13 protein-coding genes and 1 pseudogene are annotated in these 24,466 nt (G+C 40.8%); all 14 read left to right on the top strand.

What is annotated here, in order from left to right; genetic code table 11:
• The first annotated feature begins 77 nt into the window (after nucleotides 1–77).
• The 14 genes and pseudogenes from V471_RS05735 to V471_RS05790 all read left to right on the top strand — a co-directional run bounded on the left by V471_RS05735 (nucleotide 78) and on the right by V471_RS05790 (nucleotide 24,463).
• On the top strand, nucleotides 78–6,020 hold the full coding sequence (locus V471_RS05735; RefSeq protein WP_084871204.1) for a ZmpA/ZmpB/ZmpC family metallo-endopeptidase: 5,943 nt from the start codon (nucleotides 78–80) through the stop codon (nucleotides 6,018–6,020).
• Nucleotides 6,021–6,476: 456 nt separating this feature from the next.
• Nucleotides 6,477–9,641, top strand: coding sequence for a mucin-binding protein (locus V471_RS05740; protein ID WP_084871205.1), 3,165 nt, complete (start codon nucleotides 6,477–6,479; stop codon nucleotides 9,639–9,641).
• Nucleotides 9,642–9,827: 186 nt separating this feature from the next.
• Nucleotides 9,828–11,036 carry an exonuclease SbcCD subunit D gene (locus V471_RS05745; RefSeq protein ID WP_084871206.1) on the top strand — a complete coding sequence of 403 codons (1,209 nt, stop codon included), beginning with the start codon at nucleotides 9,828–9,830 and terminating at the stop codon, nucleotides 11,034–11,036.
• On the top strand, nucleotides 11,033–14,212 hold the full coding sequence (locus V471_RS05750) for an AAA family ATPase (protein ID WP_084871207.1): 3,180 nt from the start codon (nucleotides 11,033–11,035) through the stop codon (nucleotides 14,210–14,212). Before V471_RS05745 ends, V471_RS05750 begins: the two co-directional genes overlap by 4 nt.
• Before the next feature lie 356 nt (nucleotides 14,213–14,568).
• Nucleotides 14,569–14,820, top strand: a pseudogene (locus tag V471_RS05755) (FAD-binding protein); the annotation flags it as partial.
• A 388-nt stretch (nucleotides 14,821–15,208) separates the two neighbouring features.
• Nucleotides 15,209–16,075, top strand: a complete 867-nt coding sequence (locus tag V471_RS05760) for a CatB-related O-acetyltransferase (RefSeq protein WP_004182191.1) — start codon at nucleotides 15,209–15,211, stop codon at nucleotides 16,073–16,075.
• Between the two features lie 124 nt (nucleotides 16,076–16,199).
• On the top strand, nucleotides 16,200–18,293 hold the full coding sequence (locus V471_RS05765; RefSeq protein WP_004182192.1) for a glycosyltransferase: 2,094 nt from the start codon (nucleotides 16,200–16,202) through the stop codon (nucleotides 18,291–18,293).
• Nucleotide 18,294: 1 nt separating this feature from the next.
• Complete coding sequence (locus V471_RS05770; protein WP_084871209.1) at nucleotides 18,295–19,170, top strand: acyltransferase; 876 nt, start codon at nucleotides 18,295–18,297, stop codon at nucleotides 19,168–19,170.
• A gap of 141 nt (nucleotides 19,171–19,311) precedes the next feature.
• The gene (locus V471_RS05775) at nucleotides 19,312–20,343 is read left to right on the top strand and encodes a glycosyltransferase family 8 protein (protein ID WP_232326825.1); all 1,032 of its coding nucleotides are present in this window, start codon (nucleotides 19,312–19,314) and stop codon (nucleotides 20,341–20,343) included.
• 74 nt (nucleotides 20,344–20,417) lie between these two features.
• The gene (locus tag V471_RS05780; protein ID WP_171021848.1) at nucleotides 20,418–21,437 is read left to right on the top strand and encodes an IS30-like element IS1139 family transposase; all 1,020 of its coding nucleotides are present in this window, start codon (nucleotides 20,418–20,420) and stop codon (nucleotides 21,435–21,437) included.
• 99 nt (nucleotides 21,438–21,536) lie between these two features.
• The gene (locus tag V471_RS10935; protein WP_232326826.1) at nucleotides 21,537–21,695 is read left to right on the top strand and encodes a hypothetical protein; all 159 of its coding nucleotides are present in this window, start codon (nucleotides 21,537–21,539) and stop codon (nucleotides 21,693–21,695) included.
• Between the two features lie 60 nt (nucleotides 21,696–21,755).
• Entirely contained in the window at nucleotides 21,756–22,910 is a 1,155-nt protein-coding gene (locus tag V471_RS05785; protein ID WP_232326827.1) for a glycosyltransferase family protein, read from the top strand.
• Complete coding sequence (locus V471_RS11200; protein WP_232326828.1) at nucleotides 22,855–23,259, top strand: glycosyltransferase; 405 nt, start codon at nucleotides 22,855–22,857, stop codon at nucleotides 23,257–23,259. The genes V471_RS05785 and V471_RS11200 overlap by 56 nt, the downstream gene beginning before the upstream one ends.
• Nucleotides 23,240–24,463, top strand: a complete 1,224-nt coding sequence (locus V471_RS05790; RefSeq protein WP_084871210.1) for a glycosyltransferase family protein — start codon at nucleotides 23,240–23,242, stop codon at nucleotides 24,461–24,463. The genes V471_RS11200 and V471_RS05790 overlap by 20 nt, the downstream gene beginning before the upstream one ends.
• The last annotated feature ends 3 nt before the right edge of the window (nucleotides 24,464–24,466 follow it).

Below are 24,466 nucleotides of genomic sequence, written 5' to 3' on the forward strand. Positions count from 1 at the left end.
GTGCGTATTTTTTCAATAATGTCTTTGTTTTTGACGCCCATTTGGGGTACAAGGATTAACTTATAGGAAGATTTTGAATGAAACAAGCAAATCATGTTTTTGAAAAAGTGACAAAATACGGCATTCGTAAGTTGTCGGTAGGTGTAGGACCAGTTGCTATCGGGACATTCTTGTTAGCAGGTGGTTTTTTCGTGTCTAAACCAGTCTCTGCAGATCAGGTTACTAAGGATGCAACGGTACACATGGCCTATGTCGCTGAAAATGAATTAACAGCTGAAGAGCAACAGCAAGTGGTCCATGCTATTCCTGAGGACTACCAGAATGAAGATACTTTTTATTTGGTCTACAAACGTAAGGGTGCTACGCAAACTAGTCTTCCTCAGACAGGAAGTTCTGACTGGGTAGCGTCAGGTTTAGGACTAGCAACGGCGACCATGGCTGTGTTGCTGTTTTCAAAAAAACATCGTAAAAAAATTATTGGTTTGGTCTTGATTGGGGCCGCAGGGCAAAGTCTCCTTGTGCCAATAGAGGTTCTTGCCTTGCAAAACAAGGAGTTGCAGGCCTATAATCAGACCCTTGCTGTTGTAGACGAGGCGGACCTAGCTAAAGGTGTTATTGCAATTGATGGTTATGAGTATGTTGGTTATCTGCGTTACTCAGCTAAGCCAGAGCTTGAACAACCTTTGGAGAATACTTTGCAGGGGCTTGAGTCTTCAATAAAAGAAGAGACTACAGTAAATCAGGGTACAGCTGATAAGGATAGTGAGGGAATCAGTTGGAAAAAGGGAACTCAGGAGTCAGGTCATGAGGGCGAAGCTCTAGTTCAACCTGCTAATCCAGAGTATACCGAACCAATTAGTGCTAAAGGCACACAAGAAGTTGGTCACGAAGGCGAAGCCCTTGTTCAACCAGTGGCTCCAGAATATACCGGCCCAATCAGTGCTAACGGCACACAAGAAGTTGGCAATGAAGGAGAGGCTGTGGTTCAACCAGCCAATCCAGCATATACTGGTTCAATCAGTAGCGATACTACAAGTGCCAATGGTACGCAAGAAGTTGGTCACGAAGGTGAAGCTGTGGTTCAGCCTGTCAATCCAGCGTACACTGGTTCAATCAATAGCGACACTACCAGTGCCAAAGGCACACAAGAATCAGGCCACGAAGGTGAGGCCCTTGTTCAACCTGTCGCCCCAGAATATACCGGCCCAATCAGTGCCAATGGTACGCAAGAATCAGGTCACGAAGGTGAAGCTATTGTTCAACCCGTAGCCCCAGAGTATACAGGTCCAATCAGTGCCAATGGCACCCAGGAAGCTGGTCACGAGGGTGAAGCTGTAGTTCAGCCTGTCAATCCAGCGTACACTGGTTCAATCAATAGCGACACTACCAGTGCCAAAGGCACACAAGAATCAGGCCACGAAGGTGAGGCCCTTGTTCAACCTGAGAATCCTGTTCATACCCCAGTTGTCGGTAGTATCACAGAGACTGAAACACAAGCCATCGATTATCCTATTGAAGTGATTACGGATGATAACAAATATGTGGATGAAGAAGTTGTCGAACAAGAGGGTAAAAAAGGTAGCCAAGAAATCCAGAAAATTTACCAAACCATTGATGGTGTCAAGGTTGGTGAGCCGACTATTGTGTCAGGTAAGGTTATTGAGGTGCCACAACCTAGAAAAATCCGTCGTGGAAGCAAGCCTCTAGATGGCACAACGACCGAAGAATCTATTGTAGAGCTTCCATTTAAAGAAATTGTCCAAGAAGATGACACACTTGAGAAAGGCACTTTACAGGTTGTCCAAGAAGGTCAAAAAGGCCAAAATAAAATCACCAAGGTTTATAAGACCTATAAGGGAAACAAGACTGCTGAAGAACCAACTGTTACTGAAACAGTGCTAGTGCCTGTCCAAGATCGTATCGTTCGCAAAGGAACTAAGGTATCTGAAAAACCAGTGCTTACGCTGACACAGATTGACAAGGATGACTTGGGTCGAAGTGCTAAACTTAGCTACAACTTGACTAATCCAGGTTCAGCAACTATCACGACTATTAAAGCGGTCCTTAAGCAAGATGGACAGGTTGTTCAAACGCTTGATATTCCTAGCACGACCTTGACTGCTGACCTAACCAACTTAGACTATTACAAGCCTTATACTCTTACAACAACCATGACCTTTGATCGTGGCAATGGTGAGGAGAGTCAGGTTTTGGCAGACCAAACTCTCCAACTGGATCTCAAGAAGGTTGAGCTTAAAGATTTTGCACGTACAGATTTGATCAAGTATGACAATCAAACAGAAGTGGATGAGACTCGTCTGACAGCTGTGCCTCAAGATCTCACGAATTACTACTTGAAACTGACTTCTGCGGATCAAAAGACGACTTACTTGGCAGTGAAAGCCATCGAAGAAACAACAGTTGATGGCAAGGCGGTTTATAAGGTAACTGCAGAAGCGGACAATTTGGTACAACGTGATGCCCAAAACCATTTTGCACAAACCTATAGCTATTACATTGAGAAACCTAAGGCTAGCCAAGCCAATGTCTACTATGATTTTGCTGACTTGGTCAATGCCATTCAAGCAAATCCATCTGGTGAATTTAGACTGGGCCAAAGCATGAGTGCTCGTCACGTCATTCCAAACGGCAAGTCATACATTACTTCAGAATTTACTGGTAAGTTGCTAAGTGATGGTGACAAACGCTATGCCATCTATGATTTAGAGCATCCATTGTTTAATGTTATCAATGGCGGAACTATCAAAAACATCAACTTTGAAAATGTAGATATCAATCGCCCTGGCCAAAATCAAATCGCGACGGTTGGATTTAACCTTAAAAATAAAGGTCTGATTGAAGATGTTAAGGTGACTGGTTCAGTTACTGGTAACAATGACGTGGCTGGTATCGTCAATAAGATTGATGAAGATGGCAAGATTGAGAATGTCGCCTTTGTCGGTAAGATTGACTCTGTCGGTAATAACTCGACAGTTGGTGGAATTGCTGGTTCAAACTACATGGGATTCGTTAACAGAGCCTATGTCGATGCGACTATTACAGCTCAAAATGCCAATGCAAGTATGTTAGTGCCATTTGTTACTTACATGCTTAACAGTTGGAAGTCAGGAACTAAGGCCAAGGTGACCAATTCAGTAGCCAAGGGTGTTCTTGATGTCAAAAACACACGAAATGTCGGTGGGATTGTTGCTAAGACATGGCCATACGGTGCTGTTCAAGACAACGTGACCTATGCCAAGGTTATTAAAGGTCAAGAAATCTTTGCTTCGAATGATGTCAATGATGAAGATGGTGGTCCTCATATCAAAGACCTCTTTGGTGTTGTTGGTTATAGCTCGGCCGAAGATGGCACGGGTAAAGATACCAAGAGTCCTAAAAAACTCAAACATTTGACTAAGGAAGAAGCCGACAAGCGTGTTGAAGGTTACAAGATCACAGCTGATACATTTGTCAGCGAGCCTTACGCGTTGAACACCCTTAACAACGTTTCTAGTCAAGCAGATTTTGCCAATATTCAAGACTATAATCCAGAATACAAACAGGCTTACAAGAATATTGAGAAATTCCAGCCATTCTATAACAAGGATTATATTGTCAACCAAGCCAACAAACTGGCTAAAGACCATAACTTGAATACCAAAGAGGTGCTCTCAGTGACACCAATGAAAGACAGTAATTTTGTTACTGACCTAAGCGCTGCTAACAAGATTATTGTTCACTACGCTGATGGTACCAAAGACTACTTCAAGCTTTCAGAGAGTTCAGAAGGGTTGAGCAATGTTAAGGAATATACTGTCACTGATTTGGGTATCAAGTATACTCCGAACATCGTTCAAAAAGACCATTCAAGCCTTATCAATGGAATCGTTGATATCTTGAAACCGATTGAGTTGCAGTCTGACCCAATTTACCAAAAACTTGGTCGTACAGGTCCAAATAAGGTCAATGCTATCAAGAACCTTTTCTTGGAAGAGAGCTTTGAGGCTGTTAAAACTAATTTGATCAACCTTGTGACTAAGCTGGTTCAAAATGAAGACCACCAGCTTAACCAATCACCAGCTGCTCAACAAATGATTCTTGACAAGGTTGAGAAGAATAAAGCAGCCCTCTTGCTAGGCTTGACCTACTTGAATCGTTATTACGGTGTGAAGTTTGATGATCTTAACATCAAAGAAATCATGCTCTTCAAACCAGATTTCTATGGTAAAAATGTGGATGTCCTTGACCGTTTGATTGAGATTGGCTCTAAGGAAAATAATATCAGTGGTTCAAGAACCTACGATGCTTTCGGTGAAGTTCTCGCTAAGAGTACCCTTTCTAGTGATCTTACCGACTTCCTCAACTACAACCGAAAACTCTTTACCACTATCGACAATATGAATGATTGGTTCATTGATGCCGCTAAGGATAAGGTTTACGTTGTAGAGAAGGCGTCTCAAAATGAAGGTGTTGGTGAGCACAAGTATCGTGTTTATGACAACCTCAGTCGTGGTCTCCACCGCAAGATGATTTTGCCATTGTTGAACCTTGATAAGACAGAAATGTTCCTGATTTCTACTTATGACACCATGTCTTATGGTACAGCTAACAAGTACAACACAACCCTAGAAAAGTTGAAACCTGAGATTGATCTAGCGGCTCAACGTCAAATCAACTACCTTGATTTCTGGCAAAGATTGGCCGCAGATAATGTCAAAAACAAATTGTTCAAAGACATTGTCAATCCAATCTGGGAAGGTTTCTACGTCTGGGGTCATGGTTGGCCAGGTTGGCCAGAGCGCTACGGCCAATTTAAGAACAGTACGGAAGTCTATGCGCCAATCCGTGAAATCTATGGACCAGTCGGTGAGTACTACGGTGATAACGGAGCTATGGCTGGTGCCTATGCTGCCATCTACGACAATCCATATGATAATCGTGCCAAGGTTACCTTCGTCATGTCTAACATGATTAGTGAGTACGGTGCATCAGCCTTCACTCATGAAACAACCCATATCAATGACCGTATTGCCTACTTTGGAGGTTTTGGTCGTCGTGAAGGAACAAATGTTGAAGCCTATGCCCAAGGAATGTTGCAATCACCAGCTACTCAAGGTCACCAAGGTGAATACGGTGCCTTAGGCCTTAACATGACCTTTGAAAGAGCCAACGATGGTAACCAGTGGTACAACACCAATCCAAACAAGTTGAACTCTCGTGAGGCCATCGACCGTTACATGAAGGGCTACAACGATACCCTTATGCTTCTAGATTCACTTGAAGGAGAAGCAGTCCTCAGTCAAGGCAAGCAAGAGCTCAATAACGCATGGTTCAAGAAGGTAGATAAACAGCTACGAGGCAATAGTAAAAACCAATACGACAAGGTGCGTGCTCTAAGTGATAGCGAAAAGGCTATTAGTTTGACCACTATTGATGACCTTGTGGATAATAACCTCATGACCAATCGTGGACCTGGAAATGGTGTTTATAAACCGGAGGACTTTTCTTCTGCCTATGTCAATGTGCCTATGATGTCTGCTATTTATGGTGGTAATACCAGTGAGGGCTCTCCAGGTGCTATGTCCTTCAAGCACAATACCTTCAGACTCTGGGGTTACTACGGCTATGAAAAAGGCTTCCTAGGTTATGCGACCAACAAGTATAAACAAGAAGCAAAAGCGGCTGGTAAGAGCACCCTAGGTGATGACTTTATCATTAACAAGATTTCTGAGGGTCAGTTCAACTCCCTAGAAGACTTCAAGAAGGCCTACTTTAAAGAAGTGAAAGAAAAAGCGTCACATGGTTTGACGACCGTTACGATTGATGGTACATCAGTAAGCTCTTACGATGATTTGTTAGCCTTGTTTAAAGCGGCAGTCGCCAAAGACGCTGCAAGTCTTAAAACAGATAATAATGGCAATAAATCTGTGTCAACAAGCCATACGACAAAACTCAAAGAAGCTGTCTATAAGAAACTCCTACAAGAGACAGATAGTTTCACAAGTTCTATTTTCAAATAATAGATGAAAGAAACCCTTTTGGTAACTGCCAAAGGGGTTTTTGATACTGTCGGGAATGCGGGTGGTAGGAGCCTTTAGGTCAGTGTTGGCAAGGGATTGAGAAAGATGTGAGTTAAGCCATTAAAAAAATTCCTTTTGAAGGGAGAGAATTTTGAATTTTAATAAATATCACTATAACTAAAAAATAAGGTTAGAGTGACGAACGTTTTTAATAAAAGATGGTTTGATATAAAAGTATTTTGAAAATTATAGAACTGACAAAATAGGGGATTGTGCTAAACAAAAGTACGAACGATTTGATGTTTCAAAGGACTTAGATAAAAGTTTTAAATTAATGTTTTTTAATAAAAGTTAAACTTTTACACGATTATTAGTATATATTTGACAATTTAATAATTATAGTATAAAATGGAAAACGTATATAAAGTAATTTGGATATTGAGGAAATTTATTATTATGAGAGATATGTTTAATAAACGCCAACGTTTTTCATTAAGAAAATATAGCTTTGGTGTGGCCTCTGTCCTTTTGGGAGTTTCAATCTTCTCAAATGCACAGGGTGCCCAAGCTGACGAAACGGTAGCACCAACTACCGCAGGTATGGAAACAACTGCTGAGCCAGATGTCGTCGTGGAGCAATCAACACCAACAACAGCATCAGTAGCTCCAGCAACAACAGAAAACACACCAAGTTCAGTCTCTACTGTGGCCTTGGCTAGTGAACAACCCCAATCAGTAGCTCAAAACAGCCAAGCAACTTCAACAACTAGTCAAACAGCAGCTAGTTCAGAAGTAGCTTCTCAGGCTGCATCGCAAGCGAGCTCTGAATCTGCAGCAGCGGCTGCTTCATCTGTAGTTACTAGTGCACAAGCTCTTAGCTCAGCAGCTGTAGCAGAAACTCCAGCTGCTGGTCAAGTATCAGCACAAACAAGTGCGGCTGCTTCAGTTGCGACTGTAGCAGAAACTGCCAGTGCAGAGTCTACGACTAACGCTGTAAATAGCGTCCTTAAAGTAGCGACTAGCGAGTTGGCTGTGACAAGCAGTGAATTGAATGCTGCTGAAGCAAGCCTTAACTCTGAAAATCTCATCAACGCTATGGGTCTTGCAGTATCAAACCGTAGCCTTCGTACAGCTGATGCGGTTGCTGTTTTGACAAATGCTGGAGCAGGCTCAACAAACCCTGACTTGACAAACCTCGGCTACAAACTTGACTATTTACCAGGGCGTCAACAATACTTTGTTAACATTGACTACATCAACCACCTCAAAGTCGGTCGTGATAACCGTGGGGGGGTGAGACCTTATGACTTTATTGAAAACGGTAATTTCTTTGTTACACCAAACTATGCTAACCTTGGTATTATTGACTATGTTGATGAAGCAGGAAACAAGATCCCTGGATCTTCAACCTACCGTATCAATAACTCAACTGAAACAATTACAGCAAACGGTAAGACTTACAATAAAATCTACGATGCTGGTGTAACAGAACTTCCACCAGTACCAGCAGGATACCGCATCAAGTATGCAACTGCTGACAAATCAAAAGCTAATGCTTACGTAGATGTCTTGAAGTCAGAACGTCAATACGACTATAACAACGGTGTTGCAACTATCCGTTCTGAACGTTCTTGGGACCGTAACCAAAGTCGTGTCGTTGACCTTGTTCAATTTGCTAACGGTTCACAAGGTTTGGATGCTTCAATTGATGCCAATGGTGGTGGTCAATACCTAGCTCCAGGATACCGTTACCACATTATCGTTGAAAAAGACACTAGAGATGTCACTAAAGCAACAAGTCAAACAGTGACTTACACTGGTGCTGATACGAAGACACCAGCTGCTAACACTCAAAATGACTTTAGCTTCAACGGTAAAGAAGACCCAACAACTAATACAACAACTTGGACTGAAACGACTCATACTTATGGAACAGTTAAGACTCCGGTTGTTACTGGTTACTATGCTGATAAAGCTGTAGCAGGTGGTAAGACAGTTACTCCAGATGCACCAAATGCAACAGACACAGTGACATACAAAGCCTTTGGTAAATTTATCGCTGTGGATGAAAATGGAAATCCAATTCCAGGTGTATCAACAACTGCCTACACAAACGATCCAAATGATGCGACTAAGATGATTGCCATCGACAAGACGCTTCCAAGCATTCCTGGCTACACTGTTAAGGTTGTACCTGCCACACCAGGTGACTTGTCTAGCGATACTAAGGTTGTTTACGTTAAGAACGATCAAAAAGCAAGTGTTACTTACCGTGATGAAACAAGCGGTTCAATCCTTGAAACAGTTGCTTTGGCTGGTAAGTCTGGCGAAGCGATTAACTACTCAACAGCTGAACGTATCAAACACTATCAAGACCTTGGCTATGCCCTTGTGACAGATGGTTACCCAGCTGGTGCAAGCTTTGACTTGGATAGCACAGTTGACCAAGCTTGGACAGTAAGCTTCAAACGTGTAGCACTTGACTTTAATCCAGACAATGCACACGAACCAGGAACTCCAATCTACCCTAACCAACCAAACGGTCCAAAATGGCCAGCTAAGGATGCTTACCTTAAAGATGTTACTTACACTGTTCACTATACAAGCAAGAACAGAAATGCTAAATTGCCAGCAGATAGTGTTCAAAAGGCACAATGGAAACGTTCATTGACCCTTGATTCTGTAACAGGTGACATTCTTACTGCAGGTGAATGGAAGGCTGATAAGACTAAGTTCGACCTCGTAATCACACCATTGGTTAACGGTTATTTCGCCGATAAAGGCCGTGTGGCTTCTCAAGATGTCACTATGGACAACAAGGTTGAAACTGTTACTTACACTAAATTTGGTAAGATTATTGCCGTTGACGAAAAAGGTAATCCAATCCCAGGTGTTGAAGCAGTTACTTACACAAATGATCCTAACGATCCAACTAAGGCTGCCATGACACTTGTTCCTGAAGTAAAGGGTTACAAGGCCGAGAAGACTGCTGTGACACCAAGCAACCCTGGTGCTGATACAAAGGTTATTTATAAGTTAACTAACGCAGAACCCGCTAAACCGACAACTAACAAAGACCTTGGTACTATCGTTGTCATCTACCGTGATGAATATGGCAACCAAATCAAGATGCCACTCGTTATCACTAACTCTGTTGGTTCTGAAGTTAACGTTCACGGTGACCGTTATATCTACCGGAATGGTGTGAAATACGAATTGATTCGTCAAGAAGGTAAATCTACAGACAAGATGACAAAAGGTCAAACAGTCGTGACCTATATTTATCGTAAGGTCGAAGATGGCTCAACACCTTCAAATGGTAATAATGGTCAATCTGGAAATGGTGGAAATTCAACTTCTAAAGCTGTAAAAGCGGCCTCAAACGGATCTAAAGGTTCTGGATCAGCAGCCGATGGCGCTTCAGATGGTAAAGGTTCAGATAAGAAGAAATCTGGAAACAAAGATGGTAAGAAGGCAGATGGTTCTGATAAAGCTAAAGAAGGCGACGAACAATTGCCAGTAACAGGTGAATCAGATAACAACCTCGCAGCAATGGGTGTTGTTGTTATGGGACTTATGTCAGGACTTGCGGCTATGAATCGTCGTAAAAACCAAGACTAAGATTTCCACACCTTATCTCTCATAAATTCCAAAAATAAAATCTCTCTCGAGTGAATTGCTCGGGAGAGATTTTTTGGGTCTTTGTAGATAAAACTCAGGAAAGCTCCAAATGTTTGTGAATCTTTTAAGCAGTATTTAGCTTGATAAGGTACAATAGAGTAAGACAAAACGAATGAGGAGACTGTCATGAAGTTTTTACATACGTCAGATTGGCATGTGGGGCGAACCCTCAATGGCTGGTCTTTGCTGGAGGAGCAGGAGTGGGCCTTCCAACAGATAGTGGATTTGGCAATTCGCGAACAGGTGGATGGGGTCATCATTGCTGGGGATCTCTATGACCGTGCGGTGCCGCCTGTGGATGCGATTAAACTTTTTAATAAGACTTTGGCACGTTTGGTCTTGGAGGAGCAGATTCCTGTTTATGCTATCAGTGGTAATCACGATGGGGCTGAACGTTTGCATTTTGGGCGAGACTTTTTTCAACCTCAGGGGCTTCATTTAAGCACACGTTTGGAGGAGGCTTTTGAGCCTATTGAGTTGGAGGGTTGCCAGATTTTTCTTCTTCCCTTTATCGATCCTATTGATGCTAGGATTTATTATAAGGATGATGAGGATAAGGAAATTCAGGGGATTGGTGATGCTTTAGCCTACATTCTTGAGGATATGGAGAAAGCTTTTGATCCCGACAAATCACGTATTTTGGTGACGCATTTTGCGGTTTCTAAGAAAGATGACCAAGATGGTCAAAGTTTACGAGAATTGATGCTGTCTGAAACCAGCAATACGGTGGGTGGGCTTACCAATGTGACCAGTGACCTTTTCAAGGCTTTCGATTATGTGGCCTTGGGGCATATCCATACCCGCTTTGCTAGTCCGAGCCAGCGCGTGCAATATTCAGGAAGTCCAGTCGCCTTTAATGTCAAAGAAGCCAAACGTAAGGAAGAGAAGGGTGTCTATATTCTTGAATTGGATGCGACTGGTAACTTGTCTCAGACCTTCCATCCTCTAGAGGTCAGACGGCCAATCGTGACCCTTCAGGAACCTTTTGAAACCTTGGTATCACCTGAATTTTATAAGGAACAGCCTTGTCAAAAGGCTTGGTTTGCCTTTGATATTCAACTGTCCAGCCGTAAGGAATTAGAGGGTATCAATGTGCGTGCCCGTCTGGAAGAAATTTATGGGGCAGACATTGTGGAAATCACCTTCAGTCGTTTGGGTGATGTCAAGGAAGAAAACGTGACTGTTGATCAGCACTTAAAAGATTTGGAAATGCAATCGCCGCAGGAAATTGTTTCTGATTTTTACCAGACAGTGACTGGGGGCGATGTCTTGTCTGAGAGACAAACAGCCCTTGTGGAAAGTATTTTTGAGGAGATTGGAGGGAGCCGACAATGAGACCAGTTCAGTTAGAATTGACCAATTTTGGACCTTATCGTAAGGAAGTCATCAATTTCACCCAGTTTGACCATGCTCCCCTCTTTTTGATTGGTGGAGACACGGGGGCTGGCAAGAGTACCCTCTTTGATGCCATGACGGTGGCCTTGTTTGCGACGACTAGTGGCGATCGCAACGTTGAGGAGATGCGGTCGACCTTCGCTGGTCCAGAGGATGATTTGACCAAGGTGACTTTTTACTTCCAACAGGGCAACCACCTTTATCGCATTGAGCGAGTTCTCCAGCAGGAAAGGGCCAAGCGAGGCGGTGGTACGACCATGCAAAAAGCAACGGCTTCCTTAGTCATTGTGGATAAGATTGGTGGTCAGGAGATTGAAAAGCTTGGGGATAAAATCAAGGAAGTGAGTGACCAGATTGAGCAGATTTTGGGTCTCAATGCCGAGCAGTTCAAACAGATTATCCTCCTTCCGCAAAATGATTTCAGTCGTTTTTTGAAAGAAGATTCCAAGACCAAGACTCAAATTTTGAAAAAAATCTTTGGAACAGGTATTTTTGACCGTTTTCAAAAGAGTTTGGAAGAGCGTCTTCGCCAGAGTAATAAGGATACGGAGAAGCGCCAGACTCAGCTAGATGGCCATTTTACTAGTCAGGTTTGGTCTGAGGAAGAATTAGCTGTTTTGGCCCAAACACCAGCTTCTGAAAAATTGGCACGTCTTGAAGACCTTTTGGCACAACGTCAAGAAAATCTTGGAGAGCAAAAAAGCATTTTGAAGGATGCCCATGAGGACTTGGCTAAACTGCAAAAGAGCTTACAAACCGCACAAGATGTAGCAAAGATTTTTCAAGAATTGGAGCAAGCCAAGGAGCGTTACCGTCTAGAAATTGAGGAAGGTGCTCAAGAGCAGGCAGAGGCTAAAGCGCATCTGGAGGAATTACAGTTTGCCCAAGGGTTACAAGAAACCATTAGTAACTTGAAGCAGTATCAGAAGCAGTTGTTGCAATTAGAACAGGACCTTGAGATTGCTCAGGAGAAATTAAAGGCTAAGGAGCAGGTTTTTGAGGAAGTCAAGGCTCAAAAAGAGGCACTTGCAGCCCAATCTGAGGATTTTCTTCAAAAAGAAAGGAAACTGGGTGCGTGGAAAGAGGCTATTATCTATGCCCAGAGTCTTGCCCAAGAGCAGGAGAAAATCAAACAGTCGAGTGGAAACTACAAGAGGTTAGAAGAAACCTATCAGCAGGCTTCGAAAGAGATTGAGCTCCTTTTCCAGTCCTTGTCAGATTTGGAGGCTAATCGTCTTAGTTTAGAGAGTTTACATGAGGCTGAAAAACTCCTCCAGTCTGTGGGCTACAGTGTGGATAAGCAACTGGCTCAGGACCTAAAAGAAATAGAGGACTTGAATCAGGAGTTGGCAAAGACGGAAAAACGTCATCAAACCTTATCTTTGGATAGTGACCAAGCTCAAGAAATTCTCAAAGGATTGGAAGAGAAGTTGAAAACGACTTTGGCTTCACGTCGTCAACTCATGATTGCCCAGTTGCAGGCAGAATTAGAGGATGGACAGCCCTGTATGGTCTGTGGTTCCTTAGAACATCCTCAGGTCGATGGGACACAGGCAGATGAAGCAGCCTTGAAGGATCTCATGGACCAGGTGGAGGAACTTCAAGCTCAAAAAGAAAAGCAAGTTGCTACCTTGTCAAATCGTCAGGCTAGATTGAGTGAAGTTGAGACTAAGCGCCAAGATCTGCTTGACCAAGTGGCTAAAGTTAAGTTATCTCTTCAAAAACACTATCAAGAACTGGAAGAACAAGTTAAGGGACAGTTTGATTTTGACTTTTCAGAGGACTATGGAGCTGACCGTGGGCAAGCCTTGTTGAGTGCTGTTGAGAAGCATTATCAAGAACTCCAAAAACGCTATGAGAAGGAAGAGGCAGACCGTGTCCATTATCAAGATGAGTTAGGACGAGCTCAGGAAAAAGCGACAGATTTGGCTAAGAGCTATCAAGAGGCCAAGGCAGCTCTCGACCAAGCTAAGGAGCGCCTAAAAGACTTGAAGGAAGCTCATCCAGAACTGGAGTCTGTTGAGGTCTATCAAGAACGAATTTCCTTTGCGAAGCAGGAGTTGGACCTCTACAATAGGCAAGTCAAGGAAAATGGTGAAGCCTACAACCAACTTCATGCCGACATTCAAGGCATCAAGGGGCAGCTTGAGAGCTTGACCAAGTCTAAAGAAAAGACCAGCCAAGAAATGAAACGTTTATCAGCTGAGTTAGACCAAAGACTTATGGCTGAAGGGGCGCTCACCAATGACCTAGAGCAAATCCAGCTTTGGCTGCTTGAGGTAAACAAGCAAGCTATTCCTAAGCTTCAGGCTCAATTGACGACCTATCAAACCCTTAAACAAGAATTGCAGACCCAGATTAGTAAGGGCCAAGGGCTTCTGCAAAATCAAGAAAAACCAGATTTGGTCGCTTTAACACAAGAGGTCCAAACCGGTCAGGAAAGTTACGATACACAATTGTCTCAGGTCTCTGTCCTGGAAAAGGGACTTAAGGATGCGACGGCTACCTACCAGGCAGCCAAAACTCTTCAAGACAGCAACCAAGAGGCCTTTAAGGCCCACCAAGAACTCAGTGATTTGGTTAAGGTGGTTAAGGGAGAAAATACTGCTCTGACTGGTCGTCTCAATCTTGAGGTCTACGTTATCCGTCAGTATTTCCAACAAATCTTGGACTATGCCAATGCTAACTACATCGGACTATTAACGGATAACCGCTATTCCTTTGTTCTAAGTGAGGAAGGACGCAGGGCGCGTGATCACTTCGGTTTGGATATCAACGTCTATGACCAGCTAACGGGTAGTGAACGCTCCGTTAAATCCTTGTCCGGTGGTGAAACCTTTATCGCCGCACTGGCCATTGCCCTATCCCTCTCAGAAGTTGTGCAAAATACCAGCAAGGGTGCCGTCGTTGAAGCCCTCTTCATCGACGAAGGTTTCGGTTCGCTAGATAAGGAAGCCCTCACCAAGGCTATCGCGGTCCTGGAACAAATTGGCGAAAACCGTATGGTCGGTGTCATCAGCCACGTGGACGACATGAAAGAAGGTATCGCTCAGCAATTGGCCATCATCAAGTCGCATGATGGTAGTAGCCGTATTAAAATTGTGGATAAGGGGTAAAATATAAAAACTATATTGCTGTCAATTAACGAGAACCAAAAGATATATCCTATAATAGGAGTCCATTTGAATTACTAACATTCATCCAATTTTACTATTAGGGTGAGAATAAGAGGAAAGTTAATAACCTTATTAGATTGTACTTGGATGCAGGTTTTATATGATATTGTGTTAAGCTTATCGATATAAAATCAGAAAGATTAATCGTAGGTAACGAAAATCAATAGCTAAAGACCGCTTTCACTGGGAGTTATGGCTGAACTTGAAATGTGATAATATTATAGTAAAGTACTGAGATGTTAAGAATTATACTGACTCCCAAAGTTAGACAGGAAAAATCTAACTCTTTGGGTGTAGTTCAAATTGAAGTAGCAACATTTTATGTGACGCTTCGTAAACCAGCAGTCCATCACACTATGGGAAGTCTTAAGATTGATACTCAAACACATGTTATTAATGAAGATGGGGATATTATAAAGGGATTTTATGTAGCAGGAGAAGTAGCTGGAGGTCTTCACGCTGGGAACCGCCTTGGTGGAAATTCTTTGCCGGATATCTTTACTTTTGGACGTATTGCTGGGAAAATATCTATAAACAAGAATTGTTAGTACAATAGGTATGTCGTAAATAGAAAGAAGAATTTTACAGTTTTTTAGCTAATAAATATTTTTAGACTGGAGACAATTTGTTCCAGTCTTTTTAATTTCTCAAAAAGATGAAATAAAAGGTTTTAAAAATTAAAATGAGATAATGGCTCTTTGACTAAAAATAAGTTATAATTAGAATAAGTGTAATATGTAATTTTTATGGTATTTTTTCTAAAAAGAGATAGTGTCTTTACAAGTTTTTTTTAATAAAGAAAGTAAGACTAGGGATAATTTTTGGAAAAAGACAAAAATATCATAATAATATCCGATAATGAATTGTGTTGACTAGTGAATGGTTGGGTGTACTTAGGTTATCATCACCTAGGTCATGGAGGAGAAGATAGAAGTGATGAATGTTTCAGGCCGATTTTGTGTTTTTTCGCATAAGGATAGACAGCATCAACGTTTTTTTCAATTATTACCTGATGGTAGCATTAGAGATATTGACAGTCCTGGTCATGATAATGAACGCTTTTGGGATTTTCAAAATAATCAGATCTGCTTATATTCTAATCAAAGGCAGTTAACTGCTACTTTTGATTGTTGCTATGAGGAAGAGGGACATTCATACTGGGAAGGTTGGCATCAACACTCTATTCCTTTGGAACTTCGTCTCTATGATATGAAATCTGATCTTTTTGATTTTAAGACGAAGTTTACCAGTAGGTTTTTGATTGATTATGGAGCATTGTCAGTTGGTCCACATACCTATGGTATCCCCTTTTTAGTTGACTATGATCATGGTGGAAAGGTAATTATAGGGGATTACTGTTCTATTGGTCAGAATGTTTATTTTGTGACGGCAAATCACAATTTGGAATTGGTGACTACCTATCCATTTAAAAGTTTAGAGCGGTTTTATTCAGATAAGACCTTAGATATAGAAGACGATCACACCCTTCAATCTCCTACTAGGGTTGGTAATGATGTCTGGATTGGGAATAATGTCCAGATTATGGCTGGTGTAACTATAGGTGACGGTGCGGTTATAGCTGCAGGATCTGTGGTTACTAAGGATGTATCCCCCTATGCTATTGTTGGAGGGAACCCAGCCAAGTTGATTCGCTATCGTATTGCAGATGCTAATGACCGATTCAACATGCAAAAGATTTCTTGGTGGGATTGGCCAGAGCATGTAATTTCAGAACGACTTGATAAAATTATGAGTAAGGATATTTCTGCCTTTATTGCAGAATATTTACCCGAAGATGACTAGGCTCAATATTGTATCCATTTATTTGGTTGATGATTCACTCACAGAAGTTCTTGTTAGAGTTCTTCGTATGTGTAAAAGCTTGGACAACTATAATGTGCTATAAATAATAAAAGAAGAAATAAATATGACAGAAAAAGTTAGTGTAATTGTACCCGTATTTAATGTTGAAAAATACCTTAGACAGTGTCTAGATAGTATCCTTCAACAAACCTATCAGAATCTCGAAATTATTATTATAAATGATGGCTCAACAGATGGAAGTGACGCCATATGCCGTGAGTATGCTGGTAAGGATTCACGAATATCTTACTTTGCAAAAGAAAATACTGGGATTTCTGATACAAGAAATGTCGGTATTCGTCAAGCAACGGGTGAGTATGTGACCTTTGTAGATTCGGATGATTGGGTAGAACATACTTATGTTGAAGAGCTTCATGATAAGCTTAAGGCTTATGATGCTGACATTGCTATTACCAATTATTATCTCTTTAATGAGGCCGATAGTCTTTTTTATTTTTATATTACTGATGAGGATTATTATGAACAAGTGTATTCTCCTGCTCAGTTGATTGAGGGTCTATATGAAACCAAGTTCAATAAAAGCTTTGCTCTGATTTCAGCTTGGGGGAAACTTTATAAACGCACTCTTTTTGAAGATCTACTTTTTCCAAAAGGACAGATTGGAGAGGATGGCTTTTTTAATCTTAAGGCCTATTTAATGAGTGAGCGCGTAATCTACCTCAACAAGGGGTTGTATGCTTACCGAGAAAGACCAGGAAGTTTATCTAGAACTTGGACTGAAGATTGGATGTCGGCATTGGTATATGCTATGGAAGAGCGTCTTGCCTTGTTAGCTAGCAGGGGTTATCCACTCGAGAAGCATATGACTGTTTATCGTATGATGTTAGAGTCTTGCTTGACAAATGGAGCATCTCAGGGCTTAGAAGGAACAGAAGCTTATCGTCGAATCAAGGAAAAATATCAGGTATTAAGTTTAGCACCACAGCACTATAATGAGAAAAAACGATCAATTGTACTTGCTGCAAACTATCCTTATGTTGAGCAGGTGGTAACTACAATCAAATCTATTCTCTATCACCATCGTAATATTCGTTTTTATATAATTAACAGTGATTTTCCACAAGAATGGTTTAAGGGGCTAAACCGTCACCTTGCACGATTTGGTAGTGAGATTGTTAATTGTCGAGTAAGTAGTGCACAGATTTCCCAATATCGCACGGATATTTCCTACACTGTTTTTTTACGCTATTTTATTTCTGATTTTGTCAAAGAGGACCGTGTAATTTATATGGATTGTGATATGGTAGTGACGGGGTCACTTGATGATCTATTTACAATGGATCTAAAGGGATATCCTGTTGCAGCAGTCCGAGATTATGGGGGACGTGTCTTTTACCACCGAGAAATCTTCAATGCAGGCTTTTTAGTTATTGATAATGCATACTGGAGACAGGAACAGATGAGTAGGCACCTTATCGAAATGACTAATGAGTGGCATGATAAGGTTGATCAAGCCGATCAGTCTATCTTGAATATGGTCTTTGAAAATAATTGGTATGAACTTCCATTTGACTTTAACCATGTTGTTTTGCATAGTCATTTTACAGATTATCAATTACCAGAAGGACAAGAATATCCCAAAGTTATTCATTATCTGTCCCATAGAAAACCATGGTTTCCTCTGGCAGCGCAAACTTATCGCGATGTGTGGTGGTTCTATGCACAGTTGGATTGGTCTGATGTAGCTGAGAATGTTAGCTTGGCTCCATTGCAGAGTAGGGCGCTTTATCCTAAAGGTAGACCATTTACCTGTCTAGTTTATACTAGCATTGCTGAAGTTCCTCACTTGGAGGATTTGATTCAAGCTCTTCCTCAAGTTCACTTTAATATTGCTGCCCGTGTCATTGTATCAGATAGCTTAGCGAGATTAATCACTTATCCTAATGTAACAGTCTATTCTGGTATTAATAATATGCGTAGCCTAGATTTGGAATTGGTATCAACAAGTGATTTGTTACTTGATATCAATCCAGGAGAGAAGACTTTAGAAATACTTGATGGTTTCAGATTTGAGGATAAACCTATTTTTGCTTTTGATGATTTAAAATCTCGGAAACACCACCAACGTACATTTCCAAGAGAGCATTGGCAAGAAATGGCGGAAGCAATCAGGAAAATGAGAAAGGCGCAAGATTAAGATGGCAGACTTTCATTTGAACGGTAATTTTCAACAGATTACCATTGACCCTACGGCTCACGTTGAATTGGGGCAGGATATCACCTTGCGTTCCTTTGTTTGTCTAGAGGTGGGTAATGGTGCAACCCTAAAGCTCGGGAATCGTGTTTTCTTCAATAATCACTGTTCTATTCGTTGTGAACATCATATTGAAATTGGTAAGGATACCATGTTTGGAGATGGGGTTCGTATTTTTGATCATAATCATCAATATTCTAACTATCACGTAGAAAAAATCGCCTTTAATTATGGAAAGATATCGATCGGAAAAAATTGTTGGATTGGTGCCAATGTTGTGATTCTTAAGGGAGTCACGATCGGTGACAACGTCATTATTGGTGCAGGAGCAGTCATTCATAAGGATATTCCAAGTAACTCCATTGTTGTAAGTAAAGAGGAACTCATCATAAAAGAGCGGCCACAATTAGAGCACCATGTGTTTACACTGACAGCTTCGGATACACTGGAAAACCTCACTTATTTGGTAGAGAATCTTCCAGAAGTTTCGTTTCATATTGCAGCCAAGACCAATGTTTCAGATCGCTTAGAAGCCTTTAAAAAGTATGACAACGTAACACTATACACAAATGTCCATCATGATGATATTATAGAGGATTTATTGGATCAATCAGAAATCTACCTGGATATTAATCATTGGGATCAGGTGGATTCTATTGTCGACCGGGCAGTTGAAAAGGGAAAACCAGTCTTTGCTTTTGATAATGTAGCTCACAGGGCAGAGTTGGGTGGTAGTATATTTTCTCATCAGAACCCTGAAATGATGGTGAAAGCAATTCAAAGACGATTGTTTGGACATGCTGTGGATAGTTTAAACTGAAAAAGGAAATCCGGTTTATGCTTTTGATGTCACAAACCATGATAATTGCGGTCGAAACAGGGTGTTTTCCGTTTCTGAGATGGATTTGATGATAAATGAGATCAAATTAGAATTAGATTTAAAAAAGCAAAGGTAAGCTAGATGAATAAAGTTATAGCGTTAGGTGCCGACAATGGCTACATGGACAAGGTAGAAACAACGATTAAATCAGTTTGTGTGCATAATGATAACATTAAATTTTACGTTTTTAATGATGACCTTCCTTCAGAATGGTTTCGTGTGATGAACAAACGTTTGGGAAAAATCAACTCACAAATTGTCAATGCGAAGATTTCAGATAACCACTTACGAAAGTATCATCTTCCAAGGCCTCATTTATCTTATGCAGCTTATTTCCGTTTTTTTATTCCTGAGGTAGTAGAGGAGGAAAGGGTTTTATACCTTGATTCAGATATTGTTGTAGATGGAAACTTGACGGATTTGTTTGAGATGGACCTTGGAGATTGTCCTTTAGCTGCTGTTCGAGACGATTTACAACAGACAAATTTTAATTCAGGAGTCATGTTGATTAATAATAAGTATTGGAGAGAACATGACATTTCCACTCAACTGTTTGAAGTAGCAGATCAATACCATGAATATGAATATGGTGATCAAGGTCTTTTAAACCGTTATTTTATTGGCCAGTGGAAAGAATTAGATATGAACTATAATTTCATGGTTGGTATGGATAGTGTGGCTACTTCTTCTCCTCAAAGTGATGAATGGTATATCAAAGCAAAACAGCATAAAAAGGTTTCTATTATCCATTATACGGCTGGTAAGCCTTGGCAGGCGGTGTTTAATAACCGTTTAGGTGATCGTTGGTGGTTCTATTATGCTCTGGATTGGTCAGATGTATTATTGCGTACAGAAATCATAAATCGCGATTTAGGAGCTTTAACCGTACAGGAACCCTACCATACAGCTATTTTCACAAATGCCTGCGAAATGGAACATTTGGAATACCTGATTCAAGCCCTGCCCAATGTGCATTTCCATATTCTAGCTCATACGGTCTTTGCGTCACAGGTGGTTGATTTGCAACGTTATCTAAATGTGACAATCTATCCTTGTTTTAATCAGTATAATTTTGAAACCGTTTTGGAGAAAATAGATTTTGCCCTATTGTAAAATGAAGTGCAACACAAAAGACATGTTCATCTGATATACTAGAGTTGCGAAAAACAGTATAAAGGAAGATGAACATGTCCACTAATTATTCTACCACAAATCAATCATACAAGCACTTATCTGAAGCTGAGCGAGGGGAAATTGAAGCTTATTTAAGCGTAGGACTCAAACCTGCTGAGATTGCTCGTAGACTAGGGAGAAATCGCTCTACTATTACTCGTGAAATTAATCGTGGTTCCATAACACAAGTGAAAAAAGTAAATGGGCAAAAGGTCTATTACCAACACTATTATGCAGATGCTGCTCATAACCGTTATCGTCATGCTAGAGAAGCCAGCTATTATTTGAAACTGGATTCCGTATCGGATGACTTTCTGAGAGCATTTACAGAAGCAATGAGAGAGAAACCAAGGGTGCATAGCGTGGATACCTTTGTTCATACCTATAGACTCCAACATGTAGATGCAGTTGTTCCTTCAACCAAGACGCTCTATAACTATATCCATCAAGGATTGTTAGAGATTAAGGTCATTGATTTGCCAAGAGCAGTGCGGATCCGTAAGAAATTTACCAAGCGCCCCTCTACCAAGAAACATCTAGGAAAGTCAATTGAAGAAAGGCCAGAAGAAATCAATAATCGTTCCCGTTTTGGAGATTGGGAAATCGATTCTGTTCTGGGTGGAAAGACAATAGGAGAACCTTCTATTCTAACCTTGGTAGAACGACAAACACGCTATGCTGTCACAAAGAAACTCGTGGAAAAGAAAGCAGAGTATGTCAATCAAGCAGTCTTAGAGTGTATGAAACTTTATCCCATTAAGTCCATAACTGCAGATAATGGAAACGAATTTTCATCATTGAGTAAGATAGAGGGATTAGATGTTTATTTTGCACATGCCTATTCATCTTATGAACGAGGTACAAATGAGAATTTCAATGGACTACTAAGAGAGTTCATTCCGAAGGGGTGTTCGTTAAAAGAACTAAATCAGAATCTTTTAGAGGACTATACAAAGGCTATCAATGAAAGACCTAGACGAATTCATGGCTATCAGTCCGCAAAAAAGCTGTTTGAGCTAACTCAAACAGCTTGAAAGATACTCACTTAATCAGAGGAACATCTTTGTTGCACTTGACTTGACAATTAGGGGAAAATAGATTTTTATCTTGATATCAATCATTTTAATGAAATTATGTCGATTACACAGGAAGTTCATAAACTTGGAAAACCAATCTACGCCTTTGACAATACTAGCAAGGACAAGTCTGGAGAAAGTCATGTTTATCCGGCTCAGAACCCTGAAATGATGGTGGAAGAAATTAAATCTTATCTGGCCACATTGGCTGATTAGACTTGTGGAGAGAGACAAAAATCGTTATCAGAGTACAACTGGAACTTGCTTGGAGGAGAGATGATTTACACTTTTAATCTGATGGTGGAATTAGAGCCTAACGGTGTCGATGTTGCCCAGGCTTACCGTGGACAAATCTTTAGGAAATTGGGGTGCCCAGCACGTTTTGTTTTTACGCAAGTTCCTCCTAGATATAAATGGGATTACTATTTATCTTTGGGATATGCGGAAGATGAAATTGTTCTAGCACATATGTTACTAACAGATCAGCGTGATATGACCTTGACAATGAGTGTGGAGGAAATGAAGCAAGGTTTGAATCTTCATTCCACTCCGATTGAACGAGATCAAGAGTTGATATTTCCAGAAGAGAATGGGATTTCACTTGTCTTTCATCGAAATACTCTTAAGTCAAATTATGTTGATTATGTCGATTATTATGTAGCTGGTCATCTTCTTCGTAGGGAACATTACGGGAGTGTAAAGCTTTTTACAGAATATTTTACAGCTGTTCCCACTGATGTGGGCTTAGAAGCAAGAGTCTTTCAGCGCCTTTTTTATAATTTGGATGGTTCTGTAGCTTTGGAGGAAATCAAAAAAACACCAGGTGATCTAACGGAATCGGTCTATCGGCAGGGAGATCATTGGTTTTATAATGAGTCGGAGCTTTTGAGCCAAGCGATCGGCACCTTACAGTTCTCGGCAAAAGACCATATCATTGTTGATCGTTTAGAGCGTCTCCCCTTTACACAGACTCTTTTAAAAATGAAGGGAGAAGCAACCTTATCGTGTGTCCTTCATTCGATACACCATTGGGGCGACTGTATCAATTCCGAATATTTCCTTCTTTTTCAGTATGCTAACTATTTCGACCATATCATTGTATCTACGGAAGCGCAAAAGGAAGAATTAGAACGGGATCTGTCGACTGTTAAGCCTATATCGGTCTTGCCAGTCGGAGGGCTTGAAAGGTTGCAATATTCTGATAATCGCAAGCCTTATAGCCTGATGATTGCAGCACGGTTTGAACGGAGAAAGAGATTGGACCTAGCGATTGATGCTGTAGTGGCCTTGCATGAAAAAATCCCAGAGGTTACATTGGACATTTATGGTCAAGGTATGCTTTGGCAAGAAATAGAAGAAAAAATTAAGCAGTTAAATGCTCAAAGTTATATTCATCTCAAGGGGGCACCAAGACCTTCAAACTCGTTTTAAGGCATATGAACTTTATTTGGCCACTTCCGAGTGGGAAACGTTTGGGTTAACTTTACTAGAGGCGATAGGGTCTGGCCTTGTTATGGTGGGAACAGACGTTCCCTATGGGAATCCCACTTTTATTAAAAATGATCGAAATGGTTTTCTCGTTCCCTTTGTAAATCAATCACATGAAGAAGTGGTTGCTGACTTGAAGAGAAGTATGCAGAAGGCTTTTGGAAACTTAAATTTTCTACGAGAAGGTTCTTATAAATTGGCTGAACGATATATGACAGATCAAATTATTGGACAATGGAGAGAGTTTTTGACGAATAGGGGAAAAAATTACGATGTATTATCTGGTAAATGAATGGACTTCAGATGATGAGAGGCTGAGAGATGACCTAGAACAAATTGGAATACCCATCCAGCCTCTACAGATAGAAAATATTCTGGATTTTATTTTTTCTAATCGAAAAGTAAATTCACCTCTGCATATGACTGGTCTTTCGTTACCCCCGTTTTGGGAAGTGTATGCGAATGGGGATATTGTTGCTGATGGAGTGAGGAGGGGGAGAATAGACTGTTATCAGGATTACCCTCAAAGGGTCAAAAAAGTAGAGTGGTATAATTCAGATGACAATTGTTCTACTTGTGATTATTATGATCTTTCTGGTAGCCTCTTTATGAAAGAAGTTTGGAGTGCAAATGAATGTCATCTATGTGTTTATATGAATGATAAAATGGGGAAACTCTATTTATTCCATCAACATGATCGTGCGCTCTATCAAACGACCGATGGTTTAGAACGGGGATTTTCCTCGATAGAAGAAGCGAAAAAAGCCCTTCTTCAAGAAGTTCTTTTGCAGGTTGAAACAGTATTTTTGTCTGATCCAGAATTGTTGAAGGTTTTACCTAAACTTGAGAAGGAGCAGATTATCTTCTATGATCGGTCAACTCTTCCTGAAGCAGAACTTGCTCTTCTATTGGACGAGGGTGTAAAAGTGTTCATTCGTGAGCCTAACACTGACATGTCGCATCATTCGCTAGTATTTTTCCCTACCTATTTGGGAGATTTGAAGGAATTTCAGCCACAGGTTCTCATTTTGACAAACACTCAAGAAATCGAACAGATTGAAGTTCTTGTGACCGCTCTTCCTCATTTTCAGTTTCATATTGCAGCCTTGACAGAGATGGGGGAACGATTAGTACGTCTCAATGATTATCCGAATGTTCACCTTTATCCAGGGATTTCAGGTGAGAATTATGATCGGCTATTAAATAAATGCCGTATTTACCTGGATATCGCATATGCGGATGAAATTTTAGACGGAAATCGGGCTGCTCTTAAAAAAGGTATGATTTTGTATGCATTTGAGGCAACTTGTCACCGACCGGATCTCTACATAAAAGATCACCTGTTTCAAAAAGATGCAATTACAGACTTGCTCGAAGAACTATCTCAGCTGGAAGATCCTAAAAGATATCAATCAGCTTATGATAAGCAAAAGATGCATCCAATGCTAGCAACAAAAGAAGAGTTGAAGATGATTTTTCGAATGTCAGAAAAATAAAGA

The organism is Streptococcus salivarius, from assembly GCF_002094975.1.
Classification (GTDB): domain Bacteria; phylum Bacillota; class Bacilli; order Lactobacillales; family Streptococcaceae; genus Streptococcus; species Streptococcus salivarius_D.

Bases quoted from the DNA above. Each gene is read 5' to 3' on its own strand.
- V471_RS10935 (WP_232326826.1), top strand. From the start codon at position 21,537: ATGTCGATTACACAGGAAGTTCATAAACTTGGAAAACCAATCTACGCC.
- V471_RS11200 (WP_232326828.1), top strand. From the start codon at position 22,855: ATGCTCAAAGTTATATTCATCTCAAGGGGGCACCAAGACCTTCAAACT.
- V471_RS05790 (WP_084871210.1), top strand. From the start codon at position 23,240: ATGTATTATCTGGTAAATGAATGGACTTCAGATGATGAGAGGCTGAGA.
- V471_RS05750 (WP_084871207.1), top strand. From the start codon at position 11,033: ATGAGACCAGTTCAGTTAGAATTGACCAATTTTGGACCTTATCGTAAG.
- V471_RS05735 (WP_084871204.1), top strand. From the start codon at position 78: ATGAAACAAGCAAATCATGTTTTTGAAAAAGTGACAAAATACGGCATT.
- V471_RS05765 (WP_004182192.1), top strand. From the start codon at position 16,200: ATGACAGAAAAAGTTAGTGTAATTGTACCCGTATTTAATGTTGAAAAA.
- V471_RS05740 (WP_084871205.1), top strand. From the start codon at position 6,477: ATGAGAGATATGTTTAATAAACGCCAACGTTTTTCATTAAGAAAATAT.
- V471_RS05760 (WP_004182191.1), top strand. From the start codon at position 15,209: ATGAATGTTTCAGGCCGATTTTGTGTTTTTTCGCATAAGGATAGACAG.
- V471_RS05785 (WP_232326827.1), top strand. From the start codon at position 21,756: ATGATTTACACTTTTAATCTGATGGTGGAATTAGAGCCTAACGGTGTC.
- V471_RS05780 (WP_171021848.1), top strand. From the start codon at position 20,418: ATGTCCACTAATTATTCTACCACAAATCAATCATACAAGCACTTATCT.
- V471_RS05770 (WP_084871209.1), top strand. From the start codon at position 18,295: ATGGCAGACTTTCATTTGAACGGTAATTTTCAACAGATTACCATTGAC.
- V471_RS05745 (WP_084871206.1), top strand. From the start codon at position 9,828: ATGAAGTTTTTACATACGTCAGATTGGCATGTGGGGCGAACCCTCAAT.
- V471_RS05775 (WP_232326825.1), top strand. From the start codon at position 19,312: ATGAATAAAGTTATAGCGTTAGGTGCCGACAATGGCTACATGGACAAG.